Source organism: Bradyrhizobium sp. URHA0013, from assembly GCF_000518345.1.
Classification (GTDB): domain Bacteria; phylum Pseudomonadota; class Alphaproteobacteria; order Rhizobiales; family Xanthobacteraceae; genus Bradyrhizobium.
Genome location: NZ_KI912426.1, coordinates 516,480 through 536,418 on the forward strand (window position 1 = coordinate 516,480; position 19,939 = coordinate 536,418).

General features: G+C 64.2%; 17 protein-coding genes. 6 read left to right on the forward strand and 11 right to left on the reverse strand.

The genetic code is table 11. The features are described 5' to 3' along the window. Nucleotides 1–9 precede the first annotated feature (9 nt). From N551_RS0123040 to N551_RS0123080, 9 genes are all read right to left on the reverse strand, one after another. Entirely contained in the window at nt 10–1,110 is a 1,101-nt protein-coding gene (locus N551_RS0123040) for an ABC transporter ATP-binding protein (RefSeq protein WP_035961770.1), read from the reverse strand. After that, on the reverse strand, nt 1,110–2,099 hold the full coding sequence (locus tag N551_RS0123045; protein WP_027568890.1) for an ABC transporter ATP-binding protein: 990 nt from the start codon (nt 2,097–2,099) through the stop codon (nt 1,110–1,112). The genes N551_RS0123040 and N551_RS0123045 overlap by 1 nt, the downstream gene beginning before the upstream one ends. Continuing rightward, on the reverse strand, nt 2,096–2,806 hold the full coding sequence (locus N551_RS0123050; RefSeq protein WP_027568891.1) for a DUF1028 domain-containing protein: 711 nt from the start codon (nt 2,804–2,806) through the stop codon (nt 2,096–2,098). Before N551_RS0123050 ends, N551_RS0123045 begins: the two co-directional genes overlap by 4 nt. Before the next feature lie 9 nt (nt 2,807–2,815). Next, entirely contained in the window at nt 2,816–4,621 is a 1,806-nt protein-coding gene (locus N551_RS0123055; protein WP_027568892.1) for a gamma-glutamyltransferase family protein, read from the reverse strand. A gap of 81 nt (nt 4,622–4,702) precedes the next feature. Next, on the reverse strand, nt 4,703–5,692 hold the full coding sequence (locus tag N551_RS0123060; protein ID WP_027568893.1) for an ABC transporter ATP-binding protein: 990 nt from the start codon (nt 5,690–5,692) through the stop codon (nt 4,703–4,705). Further along, complete coding sequence (locus N551_RS0123065) at nt 5,689–6,675, reverse strand: ABC transporter ATP-binding protein (protein ID WP_027568894.1); 987 nt, start codon at nt 6,673–6,675, stop codon at nt 5,689–5,691. The genes N551_RS0123060 and N551_RS0123065 overlap by 4 nt, the downstream gene beginning before the upstream one ends. Before the next feature lie 13 nt (nt 6,676–6,688). Beyond that, nucleotides 6,689–7,657: an ABC transporter permease gene (locus N551_RS0123070; protein ID WP_027568895.1), complete on the reverse strand. Its 969-nt coding sequence runs from the start codon at nt 7,655–7,657 to the stop codon at nt 6,689–6,691. Continuing rightward, entirely contained in the window at nt 7,658–8,638 is a 981-nt protein-coding gene (locus tag N551_RS0123075) for an ABC transporter permease (RefSeq protein WP_027568896.1), read from the reverse strand. Nucleotides 8,639–8,739: 101 nt separating this feature from the next. Beyond that, nucleotides 8,740–10,338: an ABC transporter substrate-binding protein gene (locus N551_RS0123080; protein ID WP_027568897.1), complete on the reverse strand. Its 1,599-nt coding sequence runs from the start codon at nt 10,336–10,338 to the stop codon at nt 8,740–8,742. A 305-nt stretch (nt 10,339–10,643) separates the two neighbouring features. Between N551_RS0123080 and N551_RS0123085 the strand changes: the two genes are divergently transcribed. From N551_RS0123085 to N551_RS0123110, 6 genes are all read left to right on the forward strand, one after another. Continuing rightward, a complete protein-coding gene (locus N551_RS0123085) occupies nt 10,644–10,901 on the forward strand; it encodes a DUF6489 family protein (RefSeq protein ID WP_007593837.1) in 258 nt (85 codons plus the stop codon). Then, nucleotides 10,901–11,701 (forward strand): triacylglycerol lipase, encoded by an 801-nt coding sequence (locus N551_RS0123090; RefSeq protein ID WP_027568898.1) that lies wholly within the window; start codon nt 10,901–10,903, stop codon nt 11,699–11,701. The genes N551_RS0123085 and N551_RS0123090 overlap by 1 nt, the downstream gene beginning before the upstream one ends. A 46-nt stretch (nt 11,702–11,747) precedes the next feature. Beyond that, entirely contained in the window at nt 11,748–13,298 is a 1,551-nt protein-coding gene (locus tag N551_RS0123095; RefSeq protein ID WP_027568899.1) for a wax ester/triacylglycerol synthase family O-acyltransferase, read from the forward strand. 10 nt (nt 13,299–13,308) lie between these two features. Then, on the forward strand, nt 13,309–14,304 hold the full coding sequence (locus N551_RS0123100) for an alpha/beta fold hydrolase (protein ID WP_027568900.1): 996 nt from the start codon (nt 13,309–13,311) through the stop codon (nt 14,302–14,304). A 130-nt stretch (nt 14,305–14,434) separates the two neighbouring features. After that, nucleotides 14,435–17,668 (forward strand): bifunctional cytochrome P450/NADPH--P450 reductase, encoded by a 3,234-nt coding sequence (locus N551_RS0123105; protein WP_027568901.1) that lies wholly within the window; start codon nt 14,435–14,437, stop codon nt 17,666–17,668. A gap of 30 nt (nt 17,669–17,698) precedes the next feature. Next, nucleotides 17,699–18,373, forward strand: a complete 675-nt coding sequence (locus N551_RS0123110) for a spermidine synthase (protein WP_027568902.1) — start codon at nt 17,699–17,701, stop codon at nt 18,371–18,373. Between the two features lie 29 nt (nt 18,374–18,402). On the opposite strand, the gene N551_RS0123115 is transcribed toward N551_RS0123110, so the two are convergent. Both N551_RS0123115 and N551_RS0123120 read right to left on the reverse strand, forming a co-directional pair. Then, nucleotides 18,403–18,867, reverse strand: coding sequence for a nuclear transport factor 2 family protein (locus N551_RS0123115; protein ID WP_027568903.1), 465 nt, complete (start codon nt 18,865–18,867; stop codon nt 18,403–18,405). Between the two features lie 146 nt (nt 18,868–19,013). Further along, nucleotides 19,014–19,928 (reverse strand): alpha/beta fold hydrolase, encoded by a 915-nt coding sequence (locus N551_RS0123120; RefSeq protein ID WP_027568904.1) that lies wholly within the window; start codon nt 19,926–19,928, stop codon nt 19,014–19,016. Nucleotides 19,929–19,939 lie beyond the last annotated feature (11 nt).

Below are 19,939 nucleotides of genomic sequence, written 5' to 3' on the forward strand. Positions count from 1 at the left end.
GTTTTGCGGCTATGCCGGGTTCGTCCCCAATGAACTAACCCCGCTGCCGCGGACTGCTTCCGGGCCGCCGCTGAAGGCGGCGACCAATTTTTCGAGAACCGGGGAGAAGCCGCCGTCCGTTGGGACGATCGCCTCGGACGACGGCAGTTCCGACGTTCGGTGGCATGCTGTTGCATGTCCGATGCCATCCGGCACGAGCTGAGGCATTTCGCTGCGGCAACGGTCGACCACGTAGGGGCAGCGGGTGTGGAAGCGGCATCCCGGCGGCGGATTGAGCGCGCTGGGGATCTCTCCCTGCAGCACAATCCGGCTGCGCTTTGCCCGCGGTTTAGGCACCGGGATCGCGGACAGCAGGGCCCGGCTATAGGGATGGCGGGGTGCGGCGAACAGCGCGTCCGCCGCCGCCGTCTCGACGACCTGGCCGAGATTCATCACCGCTACGTGGTCGGCGATGTGCTTGACCACCGCGAGGTCGTGCGAGACGAAAATGTAGGCCAGCCCGAGCCGGTCCTGGAGCTCGCGCAGCAGATTGAGGATCTGCGAGCGGATCGAGACGTCGAGCGCCGAGACCGGCTCATCGCAGATGATCAGTTTCGGCTCGACCGCGAGCGCGCGGGCGATGGCGATGCGCTGGCGCTGGCCGCCGGAAAACTCGTGCGGGTAACGCCGCGCCAGCCGCGGCTCCAGTCCGACCAGCCGCAAGATCTCCTCGACGCGTTCGCGCCGTCGGGCGGGCGGCACCAGGTTGTGCAGCGCCAGCGGCTCGGTCAGGATCTGGCCGACGGTCATGCGCGGATTGAGCGAGGCGTAGGGATCCTGGAAGATGATCTGCGCCTCGCGGCGAAAGGCGCGCAGCGCGCGGGCGTCGAGCGAGAGCAGATCGCGGCCTTCGAACCGGATCGTGCCTGCATCCGGCTCGATCAGCCGCAGCACCAGGCGGCTGACGGTGGATTTGCCGCAGCCGGATTCGCCGACCAGCGCCAGCGTCCTGCCGGCATCGAGCGAGAAGGAAACGCCATCGACGGCTTTGACATGCGCCAGCGCCCGGCCGAACAGCGAACGCTCGGCGACGAAATGCTTGACCAGGCCATCGACCTCGAGCAGCGCCATCACGACACCAGACGTTCGAGCGGCGCGCGGATGCAGCGCGAGAGGTGGCCGGGACTGACCTCGACCAGCGGCGGTGGCGCCTTGGTGCAGGCATCCAGCACGAAGGGGCAGCGCGCGGCGAAGCGACAGCCGGCGGGCGGCTGCGCCATGTTCGGAACCATGCCTTCGATCGTGGCAAGCTGTTCGGCGCGGTGGTCGAGCCGCGGGATCGAGCCGAGCAGGCCGACGGTGTAGGGATGTTGCGGCGCCGAGAACAGCTCGTCCACCGCCGCGCGCTCGACGATCTCACCGGCATACATTACCGCGACCTCGTCGCAGACTTCCGCGACGACGCCGAGATCGTGGGTGATCAGGATGATGGCCGCGCCGCTCGCCGCCTTCAACTCGCGCATCAGCTCCAGGATCTGCGCCTGCAGCGTGACATCGAGCGCGGTGGTCGGCTCGTCCGCGATCAGCAGCCGCGGGTCGCAGGCGAGCGCCATCGCGATCATGACGCGCTGGCGCATCCCGCCCGAGAGCTTGTGCGGATATTCGTCGATCCGCCGCTCGGGCGAGGGGATGTGGACGCGACGCAGCAGATCGATCGCCCGCTCGCGCGCACTCTTCCGCGAACCGCCGCGGTGGCGCAAAATCGTCTCGACGATCTGGTCGCCGATCGTGAAGCTCGGATTGAGCGAGGTCATCGGCTCCTGAAAGATCATCGCGAGCCGGTTGCCGCGAAGGTCGCGCAGCGTCTGGTCCGACGTCTTAAGGAGGTCGAAACCGTCGAAGCGGATCGCGCCGGAGATTTCCGCGCTCTGCTTCGGCAGCAGGCCCATGATCGCCAGTGACGTCACGCTCTTGCCGCAGCCGGATTCGCCGACGAGGCCGAGCGTCGCGCCATTGGCGACGCTGAGATCGACGCCGTCGACCGCATGGGTGACGCGGCCGTCGTCGCCGTGAAAACGAATACGCAGATCGCTGATCTCGATGAGGGGGCTCGGATTCATGAGCGTTTTGCGCGCGCTGCGGCAATGCTAGCGTCGATGACGCTGCGATCGGTGTTGCCGGCCGGGTTCTGCCGCGTCGGCATGGAGGCGCGGAAGTGGACCCAGAGCTCGTGGCTGACCCGTTCGAGCCGCTCGAGCTCACCGAGCGGATCGGGATGATCGTCGGCGCGCAGGTCCAATGCCGGCCATTCCTCCTCGCCGTGGATCAGGAGCGCGGCGGACTGCTTGCCGCGCTTGTCGCCGCCGGCGGCTTCGCCCGCGCGCATCGCGGCGAGCAGGCGGCGCGGGAACGGCAGGCTGTCATTGGCGATATAGGTCTTTGCGGTCTCGTCGAGCACATCGGCGCCCGCGAGCATGTTGCCGGCGATCGAGAAGCCGCTGCCCGCGATGTGTCCGCACCAATCGACGCAGTCGCGCCCGGTATGCGCGGCAATCGCGCCGCTGGCGTCCATGATGTGGATCTGGCGGCTCTCGCGGCCATCGTCGGTCGCGAGCAAGGCGGCCAGCGCGTCGTGCGCGTTGAGACCCTGACGCAGCAGCTTGACCCCGTCGATGCCGTAATAAGGATTGACGAAGGCCTGCGTCGCGATGGCGCCAAGGCCCGCCGCGATGTAGGGCACTCGCGCGCCGACGGCGAAGAAGCGCGTGGCTACGGCGATGCCAAACTGGCCGGTAGCAGAATCGCGCGCGATGATCGACCAGGTCATGTGCTGCCTTTAGCGCCCTGCGGCGTAGCCCTGCATGCCGCGTGGATTGGCGGCGGCGCGGCGACGCGGACCGACGCGCGAGGCCGCGGTGAGACGGCCTTCCGACCAGTCCGGTCCGACCTCGACGATATGTCCGCGTTCGCGAAGATTCTCGATCGTCGCCTTCGGCACGCGGTTCTCGACCACGAGCACGCCGGGGCGCGCGGTGCGGGGCCAGAACGAGATCGGGAAATGCTCGGAGTGCCAGGCCGGGGCGTCGATCGCCTCCTGGAGATTGAGGTTGCAATGGACGTGCCGCAGGAAGAACTGCGTGATCCACTGATCCTGCTGGTCGCCGCCGGGCGAGCCCCAGGCGAGATAGGGCTCGCCTTCGCGCAATGCCATGGTAGGGGACAGCGTGGTGCGCGGCCGCTTGCCGGGCGCGAGCGAGCTCGGTTGGTTCTCCTCCAAATCGAACATCTGCGCGCGGCTGCCGAGGCAGAAGCCGAGTTCGGGAATGACAGGCGAGGATTGCAGCCAGCCTCCCGACGGCGTCGAGGACACCATGTTGCCGGCCTTGTCGATGATGTCGAAATGCACGGTGTCGCCGCGCACCTCGCCGAAACGTCCCACCGTCGGCTCGCCGGCACCGAGCGCGCCGACGGCCTCGCGTTGCCCCTCGGCGCGGCGCAGCTTGACCACGCCGCCAAAGCCCTCGACCGTGCCCGGCCGGAGATCGAGCGAAGCTTTCTCGGTGACGAGCTTACGGCGTTCGTCGTTATATGCATCCGACAGCAGCGTTGCGATCGGGATCTCGCTGAACTTGGGATCGCCGTAGAATTTTTCGCGATCGGCAAAGGCGAGTTTTGCGCATTCGATCTGGAGATGGATGAACTCCGGTCCGGTCGGATCGAGCCCATCGAGGGCAAAGCCCTTCAGCAGCGCGAGTTGCTGCAGCGTTACCGGACCCTGGCTCCAGACCCCGGCCTTGCAGACCGTGTAGCGGCCATAATCGTAGGTGAGCGGGGCCTCGACCGTCGGCTGCCAGCGCGCCATGTCATCGGCCGACAGCACACCGCGATGCGGCGAGCCGCTGACGTCCATCACGTCCTGCGTCCGGCAGAACTTGTCGATGGCTTCTGCGACAAAGCCCTGCGACCACGCCTTGCGTGCGCGCTCGATCTCGGCGTCGCGGCCGCCGCCGCCACTTTCGGCTTCGCTCAGGATTCGCGCATAGGTCGCCGCAAGTGTCTTGTTGGTGAAGAGCGTGCCGGGCTTTGGCACTTCGCCGTTCGGGAGATAGACGGCGGCTGACGTCGGCCAGTGCTTGCGGAATAATTGCTCGACAGTCTGGATCGTGGCGCAGGCGCGCTCGACCAGCGGATAACCGTCGCGCGCATAGGAGATCGCGGGCTCCAGCACGTCGCGCACGCGCATCGTGCCGTAGTCACGCAGCAGCATCATCCAGGATTCGAAGGTGCCGGGGACGCAGGCTGCGAGCAGGCCGGTGCCGGGCACCATGTCGAGGCCTTCGCTCTTGTAATGCGCGATGGTGGCGCGAGCCGGTGCCGGACCCTGACCGCAGATCACCTCGGTGCGGCCGCGCTTCACGTCGTGCACGATGATCGGAACGTCGCCGCCGGGGCCATTCAGATGCGGCTCGACCACCTGGAGCGTGAAAGCGGTGGCGACGCCGGCGTCAAAGGCATTGCCGCCCTTTTCCAGGATGGCCATGCCGATAGCGGTCGCGATCCAGTGCGTGGTCGCGACGACCCCGAAGGTGCCTTCGATCTCGGGGCGCGTCGTGAAGGGATCGGGATTGACGATGCTGGCCATGGACTACCTCATTTGCGGCGCGCGCAATTGATCACAGGGCCAGGCCGCCGCCAAATGCGCAGGCTGCATGGCACGCGCGCGTCACGCCGGCACCGGCGCGGTGTTGACCGCGTGGCAGGCGACACCGTCGACCAATTCAGGTGCTTTCTTGCGGCAGAGATCGAACGCCAGCGGGCAGCGCGGATTGAAGGCGCACCCGGGCGGCGGATTGATCGGGTTCGGGATCTCGCCCTTCACGGGAATGCGCTGGCGGCCGCTCATGGCGAGATCGGGCACGGCGCCGAGCAGCATCTTGGTGTAGGGCATGCGAGGACGAGCAAACAGCTCACGTCCTTCCGCGATCTCGACGATGCGGCCGAGATACATCACGCCGACGCGGCTCGCCATGTGGCGGACCACGGCGAGGTTGTGGCTGATGAACATGTAGGTCAGGCCGAACTTGTCCTGGAGGTCGCGCATCAGGTTCAGGATCTGCGCCTGCACGGAGACGTCGAGCGCGGAGGTCGGCTCGTCGCAGACAATGAACTCTGCGTCGGAGGCGAGCGCGCGAGCGATCGCGATTCGCTGGCGCTGGCCGCCCGAGAATTCGTGCGGAAATTTCAACCTGTCGTCGGGATGCAGGCCGACAAGGCTGAGCAACTCGCCGACCCGGGCCTGGATGTCGCGCTCGCCCTCGATCAGGTCGAACGCGCGGATCGGCTCGGAGATGATGGCGTCAACCCGGAAGCGTGGGTTCAGGCTCGCATAGGGATCCTGAAAGATCATCTGGATGCGGCGGCGCAGTTTCCGCCGCGCCTGGGCCTGCCGCGGATCGGTCATCGAAATGCCGTCGATCAAGACGTTGCCGGAGCTTGGCGGCAGCAAGCCGACGACCATCCGCGCCACCGTGGTCTTGCCCGAGCCGGATTCGCCGACCAGTGCAAAGGTCTCGCCCTTCCTGATGTCGAAGGTGACGCCATCGACGGCCTTGAGATATTCGAGCTGCCCGCCTTCAAGCATGCGGTTGAGCCAGGGTTTCGAGACGTCGAAGACGCGGCGCAGATTCGTGGCCTGGACGAAGGGAGTGCTCATGCCGCGCTCTCCGCCGGCACGCTGTCATAGAGATGGCAGGCGACCGATTGCGCGCCCCGTGGCAGCGGCTCCGGCCGCTCGACACGGCAGCGATCGAACGCCAACGCGCAGCGCGGATTGAACGAGCACCCGCGCGGAATCGCCGACAATCGCGGCATCGAGCCGGGAATTTGCACCAGGCGCTTGTCGTCGCCCGCGAGCGTCGGGATCGCGCCCATCAAGCCCTTGGCGTAAGGATGCAGCGCGTTCTGCACGACATCCTGCACCGGACCGATCTCGGCAACGCGGCCGGCATACATCACCGCGACCCGGTCGGAGGTCTCGGCGATCACACCCATGTCGTGGGTCACCAGCATCACCGCAGTGCCGTGGTCGCGGCCGAGACGCTTGATGAGCGAGATGATTTGCGCCTGCACGGAAACGTCGAGCGCGGTGGTCGGCTCGTCGGCGATGATCAGCTCCGGTTCGGCGCAGATCGCGAGCGCAATCACCACGCGCTGGCGCATGCCGCCGGAGAATTCATGCGGATAACCGTCGATGCGCTTTTCCGGAGCCGGGATCCCGACTTCGGCGAGCAGGTCGATGGCGCGGCGACGGGCGGCGGTCTCGGACAGGTTCAGATGCGTTCTGATCGTCTCGATGAGCTGGTCGCCGATCTTGTACAGCGGATTGAGCGAGGTGAGGGGGTCCTGGAAGATCATGCCGATACGTTTTCCACGCACGCGGCGCATCTCTTCCGGCGGCAGATTGTCGATGCGCAGGCCGGAGAGGCGGATCTCGCCGCCCGAGATGCGGCCCGGCGAATCGATCAGGCCAATGACCGCGAGTCCGGTGACCGATTTACCGGCGCCGGATTCGCCGACAACGCCGAGCACCTCGCCTTTGGCGATGTCGAAGGAGACATTATCGATCGCGCGCAGCGTGCCCCGGCGGGAGGCGAACTCGACCTGAAGATTACGAACGGAGAGAACGGGCTCGGTCATGAACGCTGCATACTCATCGGAGTTTCGGGTTAAGCGCATCGCGCAGCCAGTCGCCGAGCAGATTGATCGACAGGATCAGCGCCGCGAGTGCGATTCCAGGGAAGGCGACGATCCACCATTCGCCCGCGAACAGATAGTTGTTGCCGATGCGGATCAGCGTGCCCAGCGATGGCATGGTCTCGGGCATCCCCGAGCCGAGGAACGACAGCGTCGCTTCGGTGATGATAGCGAGCGCGAGATTGATGGTGGCGATGACGAGAATCGGCCCCATCGTGTTCGGCAGCACGTGGCGCAACATGATCACCGGGGCGGGCAGGCCAATGAGCTGGGCGGCGGCGACATAGTCCTTGTTCTTCTCGACCATGACGGAGCCGCGTACGGTGCGGGCATATTGCACCCAGAAGCTCAACCCGATCGCGAAGACCAGGACAGCCAGCATGCTCATCTCGTCGAGCTTGTTGCCGAAAACCGATTTGGCGATGCCGTTGATCAGCAGCGCGATCAGGATCGCCGGGAATGAAAGCTGCACGTCGGCGATGCGCATGATCAGCCCGTCGACGGCACCGCCGAAATAACCGGCCGTCAGCCCGAGCAGGATGCCGATCGCGCCGGAGAAGACGACGCCGAGCACGCCGACGAGAAGCGAGATGCGCATGCCGTAAAGAATCGCGGACAATACGTCCCGGCCTTGTTCGTCGGTGCCGAGCAGGAACGGGCTCTGGCCGTCTGAGGTCCATAATGGCGAGATGCGCGAGTTCATCAGCTGGAGCTGCGCCGGGTCGAAGGGATTTTGGACCGATAGCACCGAGGCGAGGATCGCGAGCAGGAAGAACAGCAGCGTCACCGCCGCTGCGACCATGGTGATTTTGGAGCGGCGAAATGAATAGAACAGGTCGCTGTCGAGCGCGCGTTTAATCCAACCCGGCGCGTCGGCGCGCGGGCCGCGTTCTTCGACCTTGTGCGGGACGACGGCTTCGCTCATTCAATGTGCCCGGCTGATCGTCGAGCGCAGCCGCGGATCGACGATGGTGTAGAGGATATCAACCACGAGATTGATGGTGACGAAGATCAGGGACACCATCATCAGATAGGCGGCCATGATCGGGATATCGACATTCTGCACGGCCTGCACGAACAGCAACCCCATGCCGGGCCACTGGAACACGGTCTCGGTGATGATCGCAAATGCAATTACCGAGCCAAATTGCAGGCCGGCCACCGTGATGACCGGGATCATCGTGTTGCGCAGCGCATGACCGTAATGGATGGCGCGGGTGGTGAGGCCGCGGGCACGGGCGAAGCGGATGTAGTCGGTGCGCATGACTTCGAGCATCTCGGTGCGGACCAGCCGCATGATCAGCGTCATCTGGAACAAACCCAGCGTGATCGAGGGCATGATCAGCGCCTTCAGTCCTGACAGCGTCAGCAGACCCGTCGTCCACCAGCCGATATGCACGACGTCGCCGCGCCCGAACGAGGGCAGCCAACCCAGCGTCACCGAGAACAGGTAGATCATGAGAATGCCGATCAGGAAGGTCGGCAGCGAGATGCCGATCAGCGAGATAGCCTGGAACGCGTGTGTGAGCCAGCTGTCGCGGCGAAGCGCCGAATAGACGCCCATCAGGATGCCACAGAGCATCGCGAAGATGGTGGCGCAGATCGCGAGCTCCAGGGTCGCGGGCATCCGCTCCATCAGAAGATTGGAGACAGGCAGGCGGAACTGGTAGGAGACGCCGAACTTGAACTGCGCAGCGTTGCCGATATAGCGGCCGAACTGCACGATCACGGGATCATCGAGGCCGAGCGATTTGCGGATAGCGGCGCGTTCGGCGCCGGACGTGTCCATCCCAACCATCTGGTTCACGGGATCGCCGGCGAAACGAAACATCGAGAAGGAGATGATCCCGACGGCGATCATGACACCAATGGCCTGAATGGCCCGGCGCAGTGTGAAAGCGAGCATCTGTTCCTTTCACATATCTTCAGTGGCACGCATCATTGCGTTAGCCCGAAACAGCAAGTCCCGGAAGCCAGGGCTTCCGGGACTTCACAACTTGTCGACGCCTACTCGTCCTGCTTGGTCGCCCAGTAGAGCATGACCATGTTGTCCGCACGCTGGGTCAACTTCACCTTCTTCGAGACGCCCCAGGCGAGCGCCTGCTGGTGCAGCGGGACGTAGGCCCAGTCCTTCATCGAGACCTCGAAGGCCTGCTTGATCAGGAGATCGCGCTTGCCCGTATCGGGTTCCACGAGAACCTTGTCGGCGAGTTCATCGAACTGCTTGTTGCAATAGCCGGCGAGATTGGCTTCGCCGCGGTTCGGATCCTTGGGATCGTCCCGGCAGCCCATGATGTCGTGCAGCACGTTATGGGAGTCGAGGGTATCCGGGGTCCAGCCCAGCATGAACAGCGAAGTCTTGTAGCCGCCGGGCTTCAGCACCTTGGCGAAATACAGGGCCTTGGGTTGCGCCAGCAGCTCCACTTTGAGGCCGATGCGGGCGAGCATGCCGACGACCGCCTGACATATCGCGGCGTCATTGACGTAGCGATCGTTGGGGCAGTCCATCGTGACTTCGAAACCCTCGGGATAGCCGGCGTCAGCCAGGAGCTTCTTGGCGGCGTCGGGATCGAGCTTCGGCCGGGTGAAATCCTTCGAGGCAAAGATCTCTGGTGCGACCATCAATGCGGACGGCGTAGACAGTCCGCGCATGACGCGATTCTTGATCAGGTCGATGTCGATTGCCCGGTAGACGGCTTCGCGGACGCGAACGTCCTTGAATGGGTTCTTGCCCTTGACGTTGGAGTACAAGAGCTCGTCACGCGCCTGATCCATGCCGACAAAGATGGTGCGGAGTTCAGGTCCCGTCAGCACGGTGGCGTTCGGACTCGCTTTCACGCGCTCGATGTCCTGGACCGGAACCGGCTCGATCACGTCGACCTCGCCGGACAACAGCGCCGCAACACGCGTGGCGGGGTTGGCGATCGGCGTGAAGATGATCTCCTTCAGATTATGTTCCGGCTTGCGCCACCAGTTCGGATTGGCCTTGAAGACGGTCTTCACGCCCGGCTGATGGCTGTCGATCGTGAAGGCGCCGGTGCCGTTCTCATGGAGCGAGGCGTAGCTCGGGGTCGTCGCGGCGGCGGGCGTCGGTGCCACCGCATCGTTCGCCTCTGCCCATTTCTTGTCCATGATGTACCAGGTCGCCCACAGCGCCGTCAGAATGGGATTGGGCGAGGTCAGGATGAAATCGACGGTGTAATCGTCGATCTTGACCACCTTGGCATCGGCGGGAACGCGGCTCTGGAAATTCGAACCTTTCGCCCGCACGCGTTCGGCCGAGAACACCACGTCGTCCGCAGTGAACGGGTCGCCGTTGTGGAATTTGACGTCCTTGCGCAGGTGAAAGCGCCAGCGTGTCGGCTCCGGCGTCTCCCAGCTTTCGGCGAGTGCCGGGACGATCTTCAGGTCCTTGCCGCGGGCAACCAGGCCCTCATAGACATGACCGAGATGCGCACTGGTGGTCGACTCGTTCAGCGTGTACGGGTCGAGCGACTTGAGCTCACCCTGGTTGGCATAGCGCAGCGTCTGGCTCCACGCCGGCGAGACCGCCAACGCAAGCATACTGGCGAGCGTCGCCGCAAACAGACTTCGTCCGACCGACATTCTTGACCTCTCCACTCGCCCGCACCGTCATTTTTGATTGTTCGGCGGGGCTGATCGAACCATGTTGCCCAGAGTTCTCGACCCGTGCAAGCGCCATTCCAGCAAGGAACGCGCCAAGTTGCACCGCTGTGCAGCAATGCTGACCGACATTGACGGGCCGATGGGCGAGGACGCCAGCGTTTTTGATTGACCATATCCGCCGATCGCGGAAGCCGGAGCGCCGCGACCGGCCTCAGGTCGCTTGCGTTGCACACCGTCTCGCGGCGATACTGCGGCCGGGCGCTCGAATCTCATCTGGAGGGGACATGAAGGTTAATATCGAAATCGACTGCACCCCCCTCGAAGCCCGTCAGTTCATCGGATTGCCCGATCTGGCACCGATGCAGACGGCGGTGATGGACAAGCTGCAGCAGCAAGTCTTGAGCAACATCGACAAGGTCTCGCCGGAGTCGCTGATCCAGAGCTGGTTCACCTTCGATCCCAAGCTTGCCGAGCGGTTTCAGGACATGTTCGTCACCATGGCCGGCCTCGGCGGCACGCGCAGCGGCGACAAGAAGAAATAATGCCGTCCGGTCCGGACGGGCCGCAGACCCCAGGCCGGCTTCGTCCGCCCGGCCTTGCTTTGCTGCTCGCCGAAGCCCGAGGGTTGCTCGAACTCAACGCCAGCCTGCTGCTGTCGCCGATCCTGATGCGGGCGCCCAAAGGCGATGGCCATCCGGTGCTGGCGCTGCCTGGCTTCCTCGCCAGCGACCTCTCGATGGCGCCGATGCGGCGCTATCTCAGCGAGCTCGGCTACGAGGCACATGCCTGGCGGATGGGCCGCAATTTCGGCGGGTTCGGACGGATGCGGGATTCATTGCGCGCCCGTCTCGCCGAAATCCATGCTGCGAGCGGACGCAAGGTCAGCCTGGTCGGCTGGAGCCTCGGCGGTGTCTATGCACGCGATCTCGCGCTGCAGGCGCCCGACTTGGTCCGCAATGTCATCACGCTCGGCAGCCCTTTTGCCAATGACATAAGAGCGACCAATGCGACGCGGCTCTACGAGATGATGTCCGGCGAGCGTGTCGAGGATTTCGCCGAGCTGCGTGAGGCGATCGCCGGCGATCTTCCGGTGCCGACGACGTCGATCTATTCGCGCGCCGACGGCATCGTGAACTGGCGAACCTGCCTGCTGCGTCCCTCCGACCGCGCCGAGAACATCGAGGTGCACCTGGCGAGCCATATCGGGCTTGGGGTGAATCCCGCAGCGCTCTGGGCCGTGTCGGACCGCCTTGCGCAACCGGAGGGGGAGTTCTGGCCATTTGACAGGGCAGGGCCGTTTGCCATTGCATATGCCCCGCTGGAACAGGCAGTATCGGCCTGACGAGAAGCGCCGCCTAAGGCGCCCGTCAAATACTCGGGAGGGAACTATGGCTGACGGTAAGAAACTGTCGTCGCTGGATGCGTCGTTTCTCTATCTGGAAACGCCGGAAATGCCGATGCATGTCGGGAGCATGGCGATCTTTCGCCTGCCGGACGACTACAAGGGCGACTTCTTCGAAGATTTCAAGGCAATGATCGTCTCGCGCCTGCACATCGCGCCGATCCTCAAAGCGCGGCTGGAGAAGGCGCCGCTCGACATCGATCATCCCTCCTGGGTGGAGGACGACCAGTTCGACATCGACCGTCACATCTTCCGCGCCAGCCTGCCGCAGCCGCGCGACCGCGCCACGCTCGAACGCATCGTGGGCTGGATGCACGCCAAGCTCCTGAACCGCGCCCGCCCGCTCTGGGAGTTCTACGTGTTCGAGGGCATGAAGGACAATGAGGTCGGGCTTTATTCGAAGATGCATCATGCCGCCATCGACGGCGGCGCCGGTGCGGCGCTGACCAACATGATCTACGATATCTCGCCGATCCCGCGGAAGGTCGATCCGCCGACCGCGGGAGCGAAGCCCGGGCAGGAGCCGCGCGACATCGCAGCCAACCTGGTCGATTCCTACCAGCAGCTCTTCACCCAGCCGCTCGATGCATCGGCCGCCGCGAAGAACCTGCAACTGCCGCGCACCGGCAAGAGCGACATCGGCTCGATCCTGTTCGACAATGCGATGTACCAGATCGAGAGTGCGGTGCGCTTTGCCGGTAACATCCCGACCATGGTCAAGAGCGTCTCGGACGTGCTCGGCAAGATATCCGATCCAAAATCGCGCGAGAGCCTTGCCAGCATGGTGTCGCCGCCGACCATGCTCAACAAATCGATCTCGTCCGAGCGCAGCTTCGCCGGCGTCTCGATTTCGCTGTCGCGATCCAAGGCGCTGGCCAAGCAGGCCGGCGGCAAGCTCAACGACGTCGTGCTGGCGCTCGCCTCCGGCGTGGTCCGGCGCTACCTCCAGCAACACGGAACGCTGCCGGCGAAGTCCCTGACCGCTGCCGTGCCGATCTCGCTGCGCGAGGAAGGCAATACCGAGGCCAACAACCAGGTGTTCGGCATGATCTGCTCGATCGCGACCAACATCGACGATCCCAAGGCGCGCCTGGAAGCCATTATCGCCCAATCGACCAAGTCCAAGGAGATGTCGCATCCGCTGCGGGCACTGATGCCGCAGATCTCCAATATCTCGATGCTGGGCGCGCCGATCGTCGTGCAGATCATGGCGCTGCTCTACAGCCGCTCCGATTTGTCGAATGTGCTGCCGCCGGCTGCGAACATCACGGTGTCCAACGTGCCGGGGCCGCGGCAGACGCTGTACGCCGCGGGCGCGGAGCTGTTGCACATCTTCCCGGTGTCGATCTCGACGCACGGACAGGCGCTCAACATCACCGTGCAGAGCTATCGCGACCAGCTCGATTTCGGCTTCATTGTCGGCGCCAACATCATTCCGCACGTGCAGGTGATGTGCGACATGCTGCCGGAAGAATTCGCCGCGCTGGAGGCGTCCTATGCTTTGCCCGCTGCGGACATCAAGGGCGCCGCTGAGTAGGAATGTTCCGATGATTGAAATGCCGCCGCTCAAGTTCGTGCAGACGAACGGAATCCGCATGGGCTACTATGAGGCGGGCCCGGTCACAGACAAGCCGCCGATGGTGCTGTGCCATGGCTGGCCCGAACTCGCATTTTCCTGGCGCCACCAAATCAAGGCGCTCAGCGAGGCCGGTATCCGCGTGATCGCGCCGGATCAGCGCGGCTACGGCGCGACCGACCGGCCCGAGCCGGTCGAGGACTACGACATGGAGCATTTGACCGGCGATCTGGTCGGGCTGCTCGATCATCTCGGGATCGACAAGGCAATCTTCGTCGGCCACGACTGGGGCGGATTCGTCGTCTGGCAGATGCCGCTGCGGCATCCTGCGCGCGTCGCCGGTGTGGTCGGCGTCAACACGCCGCATTGGGACCGCGCGCCGATCGATCCGATCGCGCTGTTCCGCCAGCGCTTCGGCGATCAGATGTACATCGTCCAGTTTCAGGATCCCGCGCGTGAGCCGGACAGGATATTCGGCAGCCGCGTCGAGCAGACGTTCGACGCGTTCATGCGCAAGCCGCTGGCGCGGCCGGCGGCGAAACCGGAGGAGCCGCCGATCGCGGGTGTCGGCGCCTCGTCAAAGACCAATCTGGCGTTCCCGCAGATGATCGCGGCCTACGATGCAAAGCACGATCCCCGGATTCCGATCCTGTCGGCCGACGAGAAGAAGGTGTTCGTCGATACGTTCACGAAAACCGGCTTCACCGGCGGCATCAACTGGTATCGCAACTTCACTCGCAATTGGGAGCGCGCGAAAGGCCTGGACCATCAGGTGCACGTGCCGTCATTGATGATCATGGCCGAGAACGATGCCGTGCTGCCGCCGTCGGCGGCCGACGGCATGGAGACGCTGATATCTGATCTGGAGAAACATCTTGTGAAGGACAGCGGCCATTGGACGCAACAAGAGAAGCCGGAAGAGGTCAGCGCCAAACTGATCGAATGGCGTAGAAGGCGGTTCGGCTAGCTGATCATTGCGAACTCGTCATTGCGAGGAGCGAAGCGACGAAGCAATCCAGGCTGCCTCCGGCGACATATTTCTGGATTGCTTCGCTTCGCTCGCAATGACGACATTGAAGCAGGGGGACTACATTTCGATGTCATCCAAGAATCGTCTGGACCCGATCCCGCAGCCGCCGACCAAGCCGGTGGTCGGCAACATGCTGTCACTGGATTCGGCCGCGCCGGTGCAGCATCTGACCCGGCTTGCCAAGGAGCTGGGGCCGATCTTCTGGCTCGACATGATGGGCTCGCCGATCGTGGTCGTCTCCGGCCACGATCTCGTCGACGAGCTCTCGGACGAGAAGCGTTTCGACAAGACGGTGCGCGGTGCATTACGGCGGGTGCGCGCAGTCGGCGGCGACGGCCTGTTCACGGCCGACACCAGGGAGCCAAACTGGAGCAAGGCGCACAACATCCTGCTCCAGCCCTTCGGCAACCGCGCCATGCAGTCCTATCACCCGAGCATGGTCGACATCGCCGAGCAGCTCGTCGGCAAATGGGAGCGGCTCAACGCTGACGACGAGATCGACGTCGTCCACGACATGACGGCGTTGACGCTGGATACGATCGGCCTGTGCGGCTTCGACTACCGCTTCAATTCGTTCTACCGGCGCGACTACCATCCTTTCGTCGAGTCGCTGGTGCGCTCGCTCGAAACCATCATGATGACGCGCGGCTTGCCGTTCGAGCAGCTCTGGATGCAGAAGCGGCGCAAGACGATGGCTGAGGACGTCGACTTCATGAACAAGATGGTCGACGAGATCATTGCGGAGCGCCGCAAGGGAGGAGAGGCGACCGACGACAAGAAGGATATGCTTGCGGCGATGATGACGGGCGTCGATCGCTCGACCGGCGAACAGCTCGACGACGTCAACATCCGCTATCAGATCAACACGTTCCTGATCGCAGGCCACGAGACCACCAGCGGCCTGTTGTCCTGCACGCTCTATGCGCTGCTCAAGCATTCCGAGATTCTCAAGAAGGCCTATGACGAGGTTGACCGCGTCTTCGGTCCCGACGTCAATGTACGGCCGACCTATCAGCAGGTGACGCAGCTCACCTACATCACGCAGATCCTGAAGGAGGCGCTGCGGCTATGGCCGCCAGCGCCGGCCTATGGCATCTCGCCGCTGAACGACGAGACCATCGGCGGCGGCAAGTACAAGCTCAGGAAGGGTACGTTCACCACCATCCTGGTGACCGCGCTGCATCGTGATCCCTCGGTCTGGGGTCCGAATCCGGACGCGTTCGATCCGGAGAATTTCAGCCGGGAGGCGGAAGCCAAACGGCCGATCAATGCCTGGAAGCCGTTCGGCAACGGCCAGCGCGCCTGCATCGGCCGCGGCTTCGCCATGCACGAGGCCGCGCTCGCGCTCGGCATGATCCTCCAGCGATTCAAGCTGATCGACCACCGGCGCTACCAGATGCATCTGAAGGAAACGCTGACGATGAAGCCGGAAGGCTTCAAGATCAAAGTCCGTCCGCGCGCCGATCGCGAGCGCGGTGCCTATGGCGGACCTGTGGCGGTGTCGTCGGCGCCGAAGGCCCCGCGTCAGCCCACCGCGCGTCCCGGCCACAACACGCCGATGCTGGTGCTCTACGGCTCCAATCTCGGCACCGCCGAGGAGCTGGCGACTCGGATGGCCGATCTTGCCGAGATCAACGGCTTTGCCGTGCATCTGGGGCCGCTCGACGATTACGTCGGCAAGCTGCCAAGGGAGGGTGGCGTGCTGATCATCTGCGCTTCCTATAACGGCGCGCCGCCGGACAATGCGACGCAATTCGTCAAATGGCTCGGTGACGAGCTGCCGAAGGATGCGTTTGCCAATGTGCGTTACGCCGTGTTCGGCTGCGGCAACAGCGACTGGGCCGCGACCTACCAGTCGGTGCCGCGCTTCATCGATGAGCAGTTGTCGAAGCATGGCGCGCGCGCGGTCTATCCGCGCGGCGAAGGCGATGCGCGCAGCGATCTCGACGGCCAGTTCCAGAAATGGTTCCCGGCGGCCGCCCAGGTCGCGACCAAGGAATTCGGCATCGACTGGAATTTCACCCGTACCGCGGAGGATGATCCGCTCTACGCGATCGAGCCGGTCGCGGTGACCGCCGTCAACACCATCGTCGCCCAGGGCGGCGCGGTGGCAATGAAGGTGCTGGTCAATGACGAGCTTCAGAACAAGGCCGGTTCCAATCCGTCAGAGCGTTCGACGCGCCACATCGAGGTGCAGTTGCCGTCCAACATCAATTACCGCGTCGGCGATCATCTGAGCGTGGTCCCGCGCAACGATCCGACGCTGGTGGATTCGGTCGCCCGTCGCTTTGGCTTCCTGCCGGCCGACCAGATCAGGCTTCAGGTTGCCGAAGGCCGCCGCGCGCAATTGCCGGTCGGCGATGCCGTGTCGGTCGGCCGCCTGCTCAGCGAGTTCGTCGAGCTCCAGCAAGTGGCGACACGGAAGCAGATCCAGATCATGGCCGAGCACACGCGTTGTCCGGTCACGAAACCAAAACTGCTGGCCTTCGTCGGCGAGGAGCCCGAGCCGCTCGAGCGCTATCGCAGCGAGATTCTGGCCCGGCGGAAATCGGTGTTCGATCTGCTGCTCGAATATCCGGCCTGCGAACTGCCGTTCCACGTCTATCTGGAAATGCTCTCGCTGCTGGCGCCGCGTTATTATTCGATCTCGTCTTCGCCGTCGGTCGATCCGGTTCGTTGCAGCGTCACGGTCGGCGTGGTTGAAGGGCCGGCCGCCTCGGGCCGCGGCACCTACAAGGGTATCTGCTCGAACTATCTCGCCAATCGACGCGCAGGCGACGTGATCCATGCCACCGTGCGTGAGACCAAGGCCGGCTTCCGGCTCCCGGACGATCCATCCGTGCCGATCGTCATGATCGGCCCGGGCACGGGACTGGCGCCGTTCCGCGGCTTCCTCCAGGAGCGTGCTGCGCGCAAGGCCAGGGGCGCCGTGCTCGGTCCGGCGATGCTGTTTTTCGGCTGCCGACATCCCGATCAGGATTTTCTCTACACGGACGAGCTGAAGGCGCTGGCGGCAAGCGGCATCACCGAGCTGTTCACGGCGTTCTCGCGAGCGGAAGGCCCGAAGACCTATGTGCAGCACGTCCTCGCCGCGCAGAAAGACAAGGTCTGGCCGCTGATCGAGCAGGGCGCGATCGTCTATGTCTGTGGCGACGGCAGCAAGATGGAGCCCGACGTGAAGGCGGCACTGGTCGCGATCCATCGCGAGAAGAGCGACAGCGATGCCGCCACGGCTGCCCGCTGGATCGAGGAGATGGGCACGAAGAACCGGTATGTGCTGGACGTGTGGGCAGGAGGATAATCCGGCGGCCGATCGTGCTAAAGCTCTCGCATGATTCCCTGGGAAAAGATCGATACCGCCAAAATCCCCGGCTCCGATGAAGAGCTTCGCCTGATGCGGCGAGGCAAGGAGTTTTCCATCAAGCTCGGCACCAACGAGCTGATGAACAACCGCCTTTCAGGCTCGGAGGCCGCGCTCGCCACACTCGCGGCGAAGCAGATCGAGACGGTGGCAAAACCTGTCGTCCTCATCGGCGGCCTTGGCATGGGTTTTACGCTGCGTGCGGCGCTTACCGTGCTGGGAGGCAAGGCCAAGATCGTGGTTTGCGAGCTCGTGCCGGCGGTCGTCGCCTGGGCGCGGGGCCCGATGGCGCAGGTGTTCGGTGACAGTCTCGATGACGTCAGGGTGAGAATCCGGGAAACCGACGTCGGCGAAACCATCCGGGCACAGCGGTCGGCCTTCGACGCCATTCTCCTGGATGTCGACAACGGGCCGGAAGGGCTGACCCGGAAGGGCAACGATGCGCTCTACAATGCGAGCGGGTTGAAGGCGGCGAAGACGGCGCTGCGGCCGGGAGGCGTGCTCGCGGTCTGGTCCTCGGGACCCAACCCGGCCTTCACCAAGCGGCTCGGGAGTGCCGGCTTCGACGTCAACGAAGTCAACATTCGCGCCACCGGAAGAGGCGGTGGCGCGCGTCACGTGATCTGGTTGGCCAGGAAGAGTTAGGCCGTCTGCGCAGCAACCGGTTCAATCCGTCAGAACATCGTGTTGTTGTTCGCCGGATTTTCCGGGATCGGTTGCACGACGTCCCAGTGTTCGACCACCTTGCCGTTCTCCAGCTTGAAGATGTCGACGATCGCGTTGCCCCTGCTGCCGGGCTCGCGAACCGCGTGAACGTGCAGGATGACGTAGTCGCCACCCACGAAGCTGCGCTTGATCTCGCTGTGCGAGTTCGGGAATTTCTCGCGCAGGAAGCCGATGAATTTTCGGAAGCCGTCCGGACCATCGGCCGCGTTTGGATTGTGCTGGACGTAGCGGTCGCCGACATGGGCGAGGGCTGCATCGGCGTCCTTTTGGTTGAGCCCCTTCTCATAGAACGCAAGCACAGTTTTGCGATTGGCTTCTTCTTGCGCGCTACCCGCCATCGCGGCGCCGCTCGCGAGGGACAGCGTGACGACTGAAGCGGCGATGATTGCGGCTGACCGGACGATGAGATGCATGTGAACTCCGAGAGGCCGCAGCCTCTTTCTTGCGGATTGAGGTTCTTGGCGATTGAGGAAAGGCTGTATTAGCTTTCGTGCCGGCTTGCGTTAAGAGAGTAACCGGCAGCTCACATGGTCACCGTGAGGAGACCTTCTGCGTCGGTTTACGCCGCACGCGCCGCTGCGCCATGTGCGTGCTGGGCGATGGCGCCGATGATCTCCGGCCAGAACCGCATCGGCAGCGCGTGGCCCATGCCTTCGATCATCAGCAGCTTTGCGCCAGGAATTGACTCTGCCGTATCCTTGCCGCCCTCGGGGCGGACCAACGGATCGACGGTGCCATGGATGACCAGCGTTGGTGTCTTGACGCCGTACAGTCGCTCCTTGCGGCTGCCGGAGGCGAGCACCGCCCGGAGCTGCCGGCCGACGCCGGCCGGATTGAGCCCGCGCGCGAACACGCGCTCGGCACGACCGGGATCGAGCGCCTCTTCCTCCGGAAAGGACCCGGCCCGCAACACGTTCCAGGTCTGGCCGTAGCGGACGATGAACTCCTCCTTGCTGCGCGGCGGCGGCGCCATCAGCATCGCGGCGGCCTCACCCGTCGGCGGCGGCACGCGCGGATTGCCGGTCGTCGACATGATCGAGGTGAGTGAGCGCACGCGCTCGGGAAACGACAACGTCACTTCCTGCGCAATCATGCCGCCCATGGACGCCCCGACCAGATGCGCCGACTTGATGCCGAGTGCGTCCATCAGCCCGACCGTGTCTTTCGCCATGTCGATCAGCTTGTAGGTTGCGGCCACGGGAATCCTGAGAAACCGAAGCTTCAACAACTCGAGCGGCGTCAGACGCTTGCCGCCGGTGAGATGGCTCGACTTTCCGATGTCGCGATTGTCGAACCGAACGACGCGAAAGCCCTGCGCGGCGAGCTGCTCGCAGAACGCATCGTCCCAGTGGATCATCTGAGCGCCTAACCCCATGATCAGCAGCAGCGGCTCGGCACTGTCGTTGCCGAAAGTCTCGTAACAGATGTCGATGCCGTTGGCGTGGACGGTTTGCGGCGGCTGATAGGCGTTCACGGGCGCGTTCC

Excerpts from the sequence above, each read along its gene's own strand:
- N551_RS0123040 (WP_035961770.1), bottom strand. The coding sequence starts at position 1,110 with ATGGCGCTGCTCGAGGTCGATGGCCTGGTCAAGCATTTCGTCGCCGAG.
- N551_RS0123045 (WP_027568890.1), bottom strand. The coding sequence starts at position 2,099 with ATGAATCCGAGCCCCCTCATCGAGATCAGCGATCTGCGTATTCGTTTT.
- N551_RS0123050 (WP_027568891.1), bottom strand. The coding sequence starts at position 2,806 with ATGACCTGGTCGATCATCGCGCGCGATTCTGCTACCGGCCAGTTTGGC.
- N551_RS0123055 (WP_027568892.1), bottom strand. The coding sequence starts at position 4,621 with ATGGCCAGCATCGTCAATCCCGATCCCTTCACGACGCGCCCCGAGATC.
- N551_RS0123060 (WP_027568893.1), bottom strand. The coding sequence starts at position 5,692 with ATGAGCACTCCCTTCGTCCAGGCCACGAATCTGCGCCGCGTCTTCGAC.
- N551_RS0123065 (WP_027568894.1), bottom strand. The coding sequence starts at position 6,675 with ATGACCGAGCCCGTTCTCTCCGTTCGTAATCTTCAGGTCGAGTTCGCC.
- N551_RS0123070 (WP_027568895.1), bottom strand. The coding sequence starts at position 7,657 with ATGAGCGAAGCCGTCGTCCCGCACAAGGTCGAAGAACGCGGCCCGCGC.
- N551_RS0123075 (WP_027568896.1), bottom strand. The coding sequence starts at position 8,638 with ATGCTCGCTTTCACACTGCGCCGGGCCATTCAGGCCATTGGTGTCATG.
- N551_RS0123080 (WP_027568897.1), bottom strand. The coding sequence starts at position 10,338 with ATGTCGGTCGGACGAAGTCTGTTTGCGGCGACGCTCGCCAGTATGCTT.
- N551_RS0123085 (WP_007593837.1), top strand. The coding sequence starts at position 10,644 with ATGAAGGTTAATATCGAAATCGACTGCACCCCCCTCGAAGCCCGTCAG.
- N551_RS0123090 (WP_027568898.1), top strand. The coding sequence starts at position 10,901 with ATGCCGTCCGGTCCGGACGGGCCGCAGACCCCAGGCCGGCTTCGTCCG.
- N551_RS0123095 (WP_027568899.1), top strand. The coding sequence starts at position 11,748 with ATGGCTGACGGTAAGAAACTGTCGTCGCTGGATGCGTCGTTTCTCTAT.
- N551_RS0123100 (WP_027568900.1), top strand. The coding sequence starts at position 13,309 with ATGATTGAAATGCCGCCGCTCAAGTTCGTGCAGACGAACGGAATCCGC.
- N551_RS0123105 (WP_027568901.1), top strand. The coding sequence starts at position 14,435 with ATGTCATCCAAGAATCGTCTGGACCCGATCCCGCAGCCGCCGACCAAG.
- N551_RS0123110 (WP_027568902.1), top strand. The coding sequence starts at position 17,699 with ATGATTCCCTGGGAAAAGATCGATACCGCCAAAATCCCCGGCTCCGAT.
- N551_RS0123115 (WP_027568903.1), bottom strand. The coding sequence starts at position 18,867 with ATGCATCTCATCGTCCGGTCAGCCGCAATCATCGCCGCTTCAGTCGTC.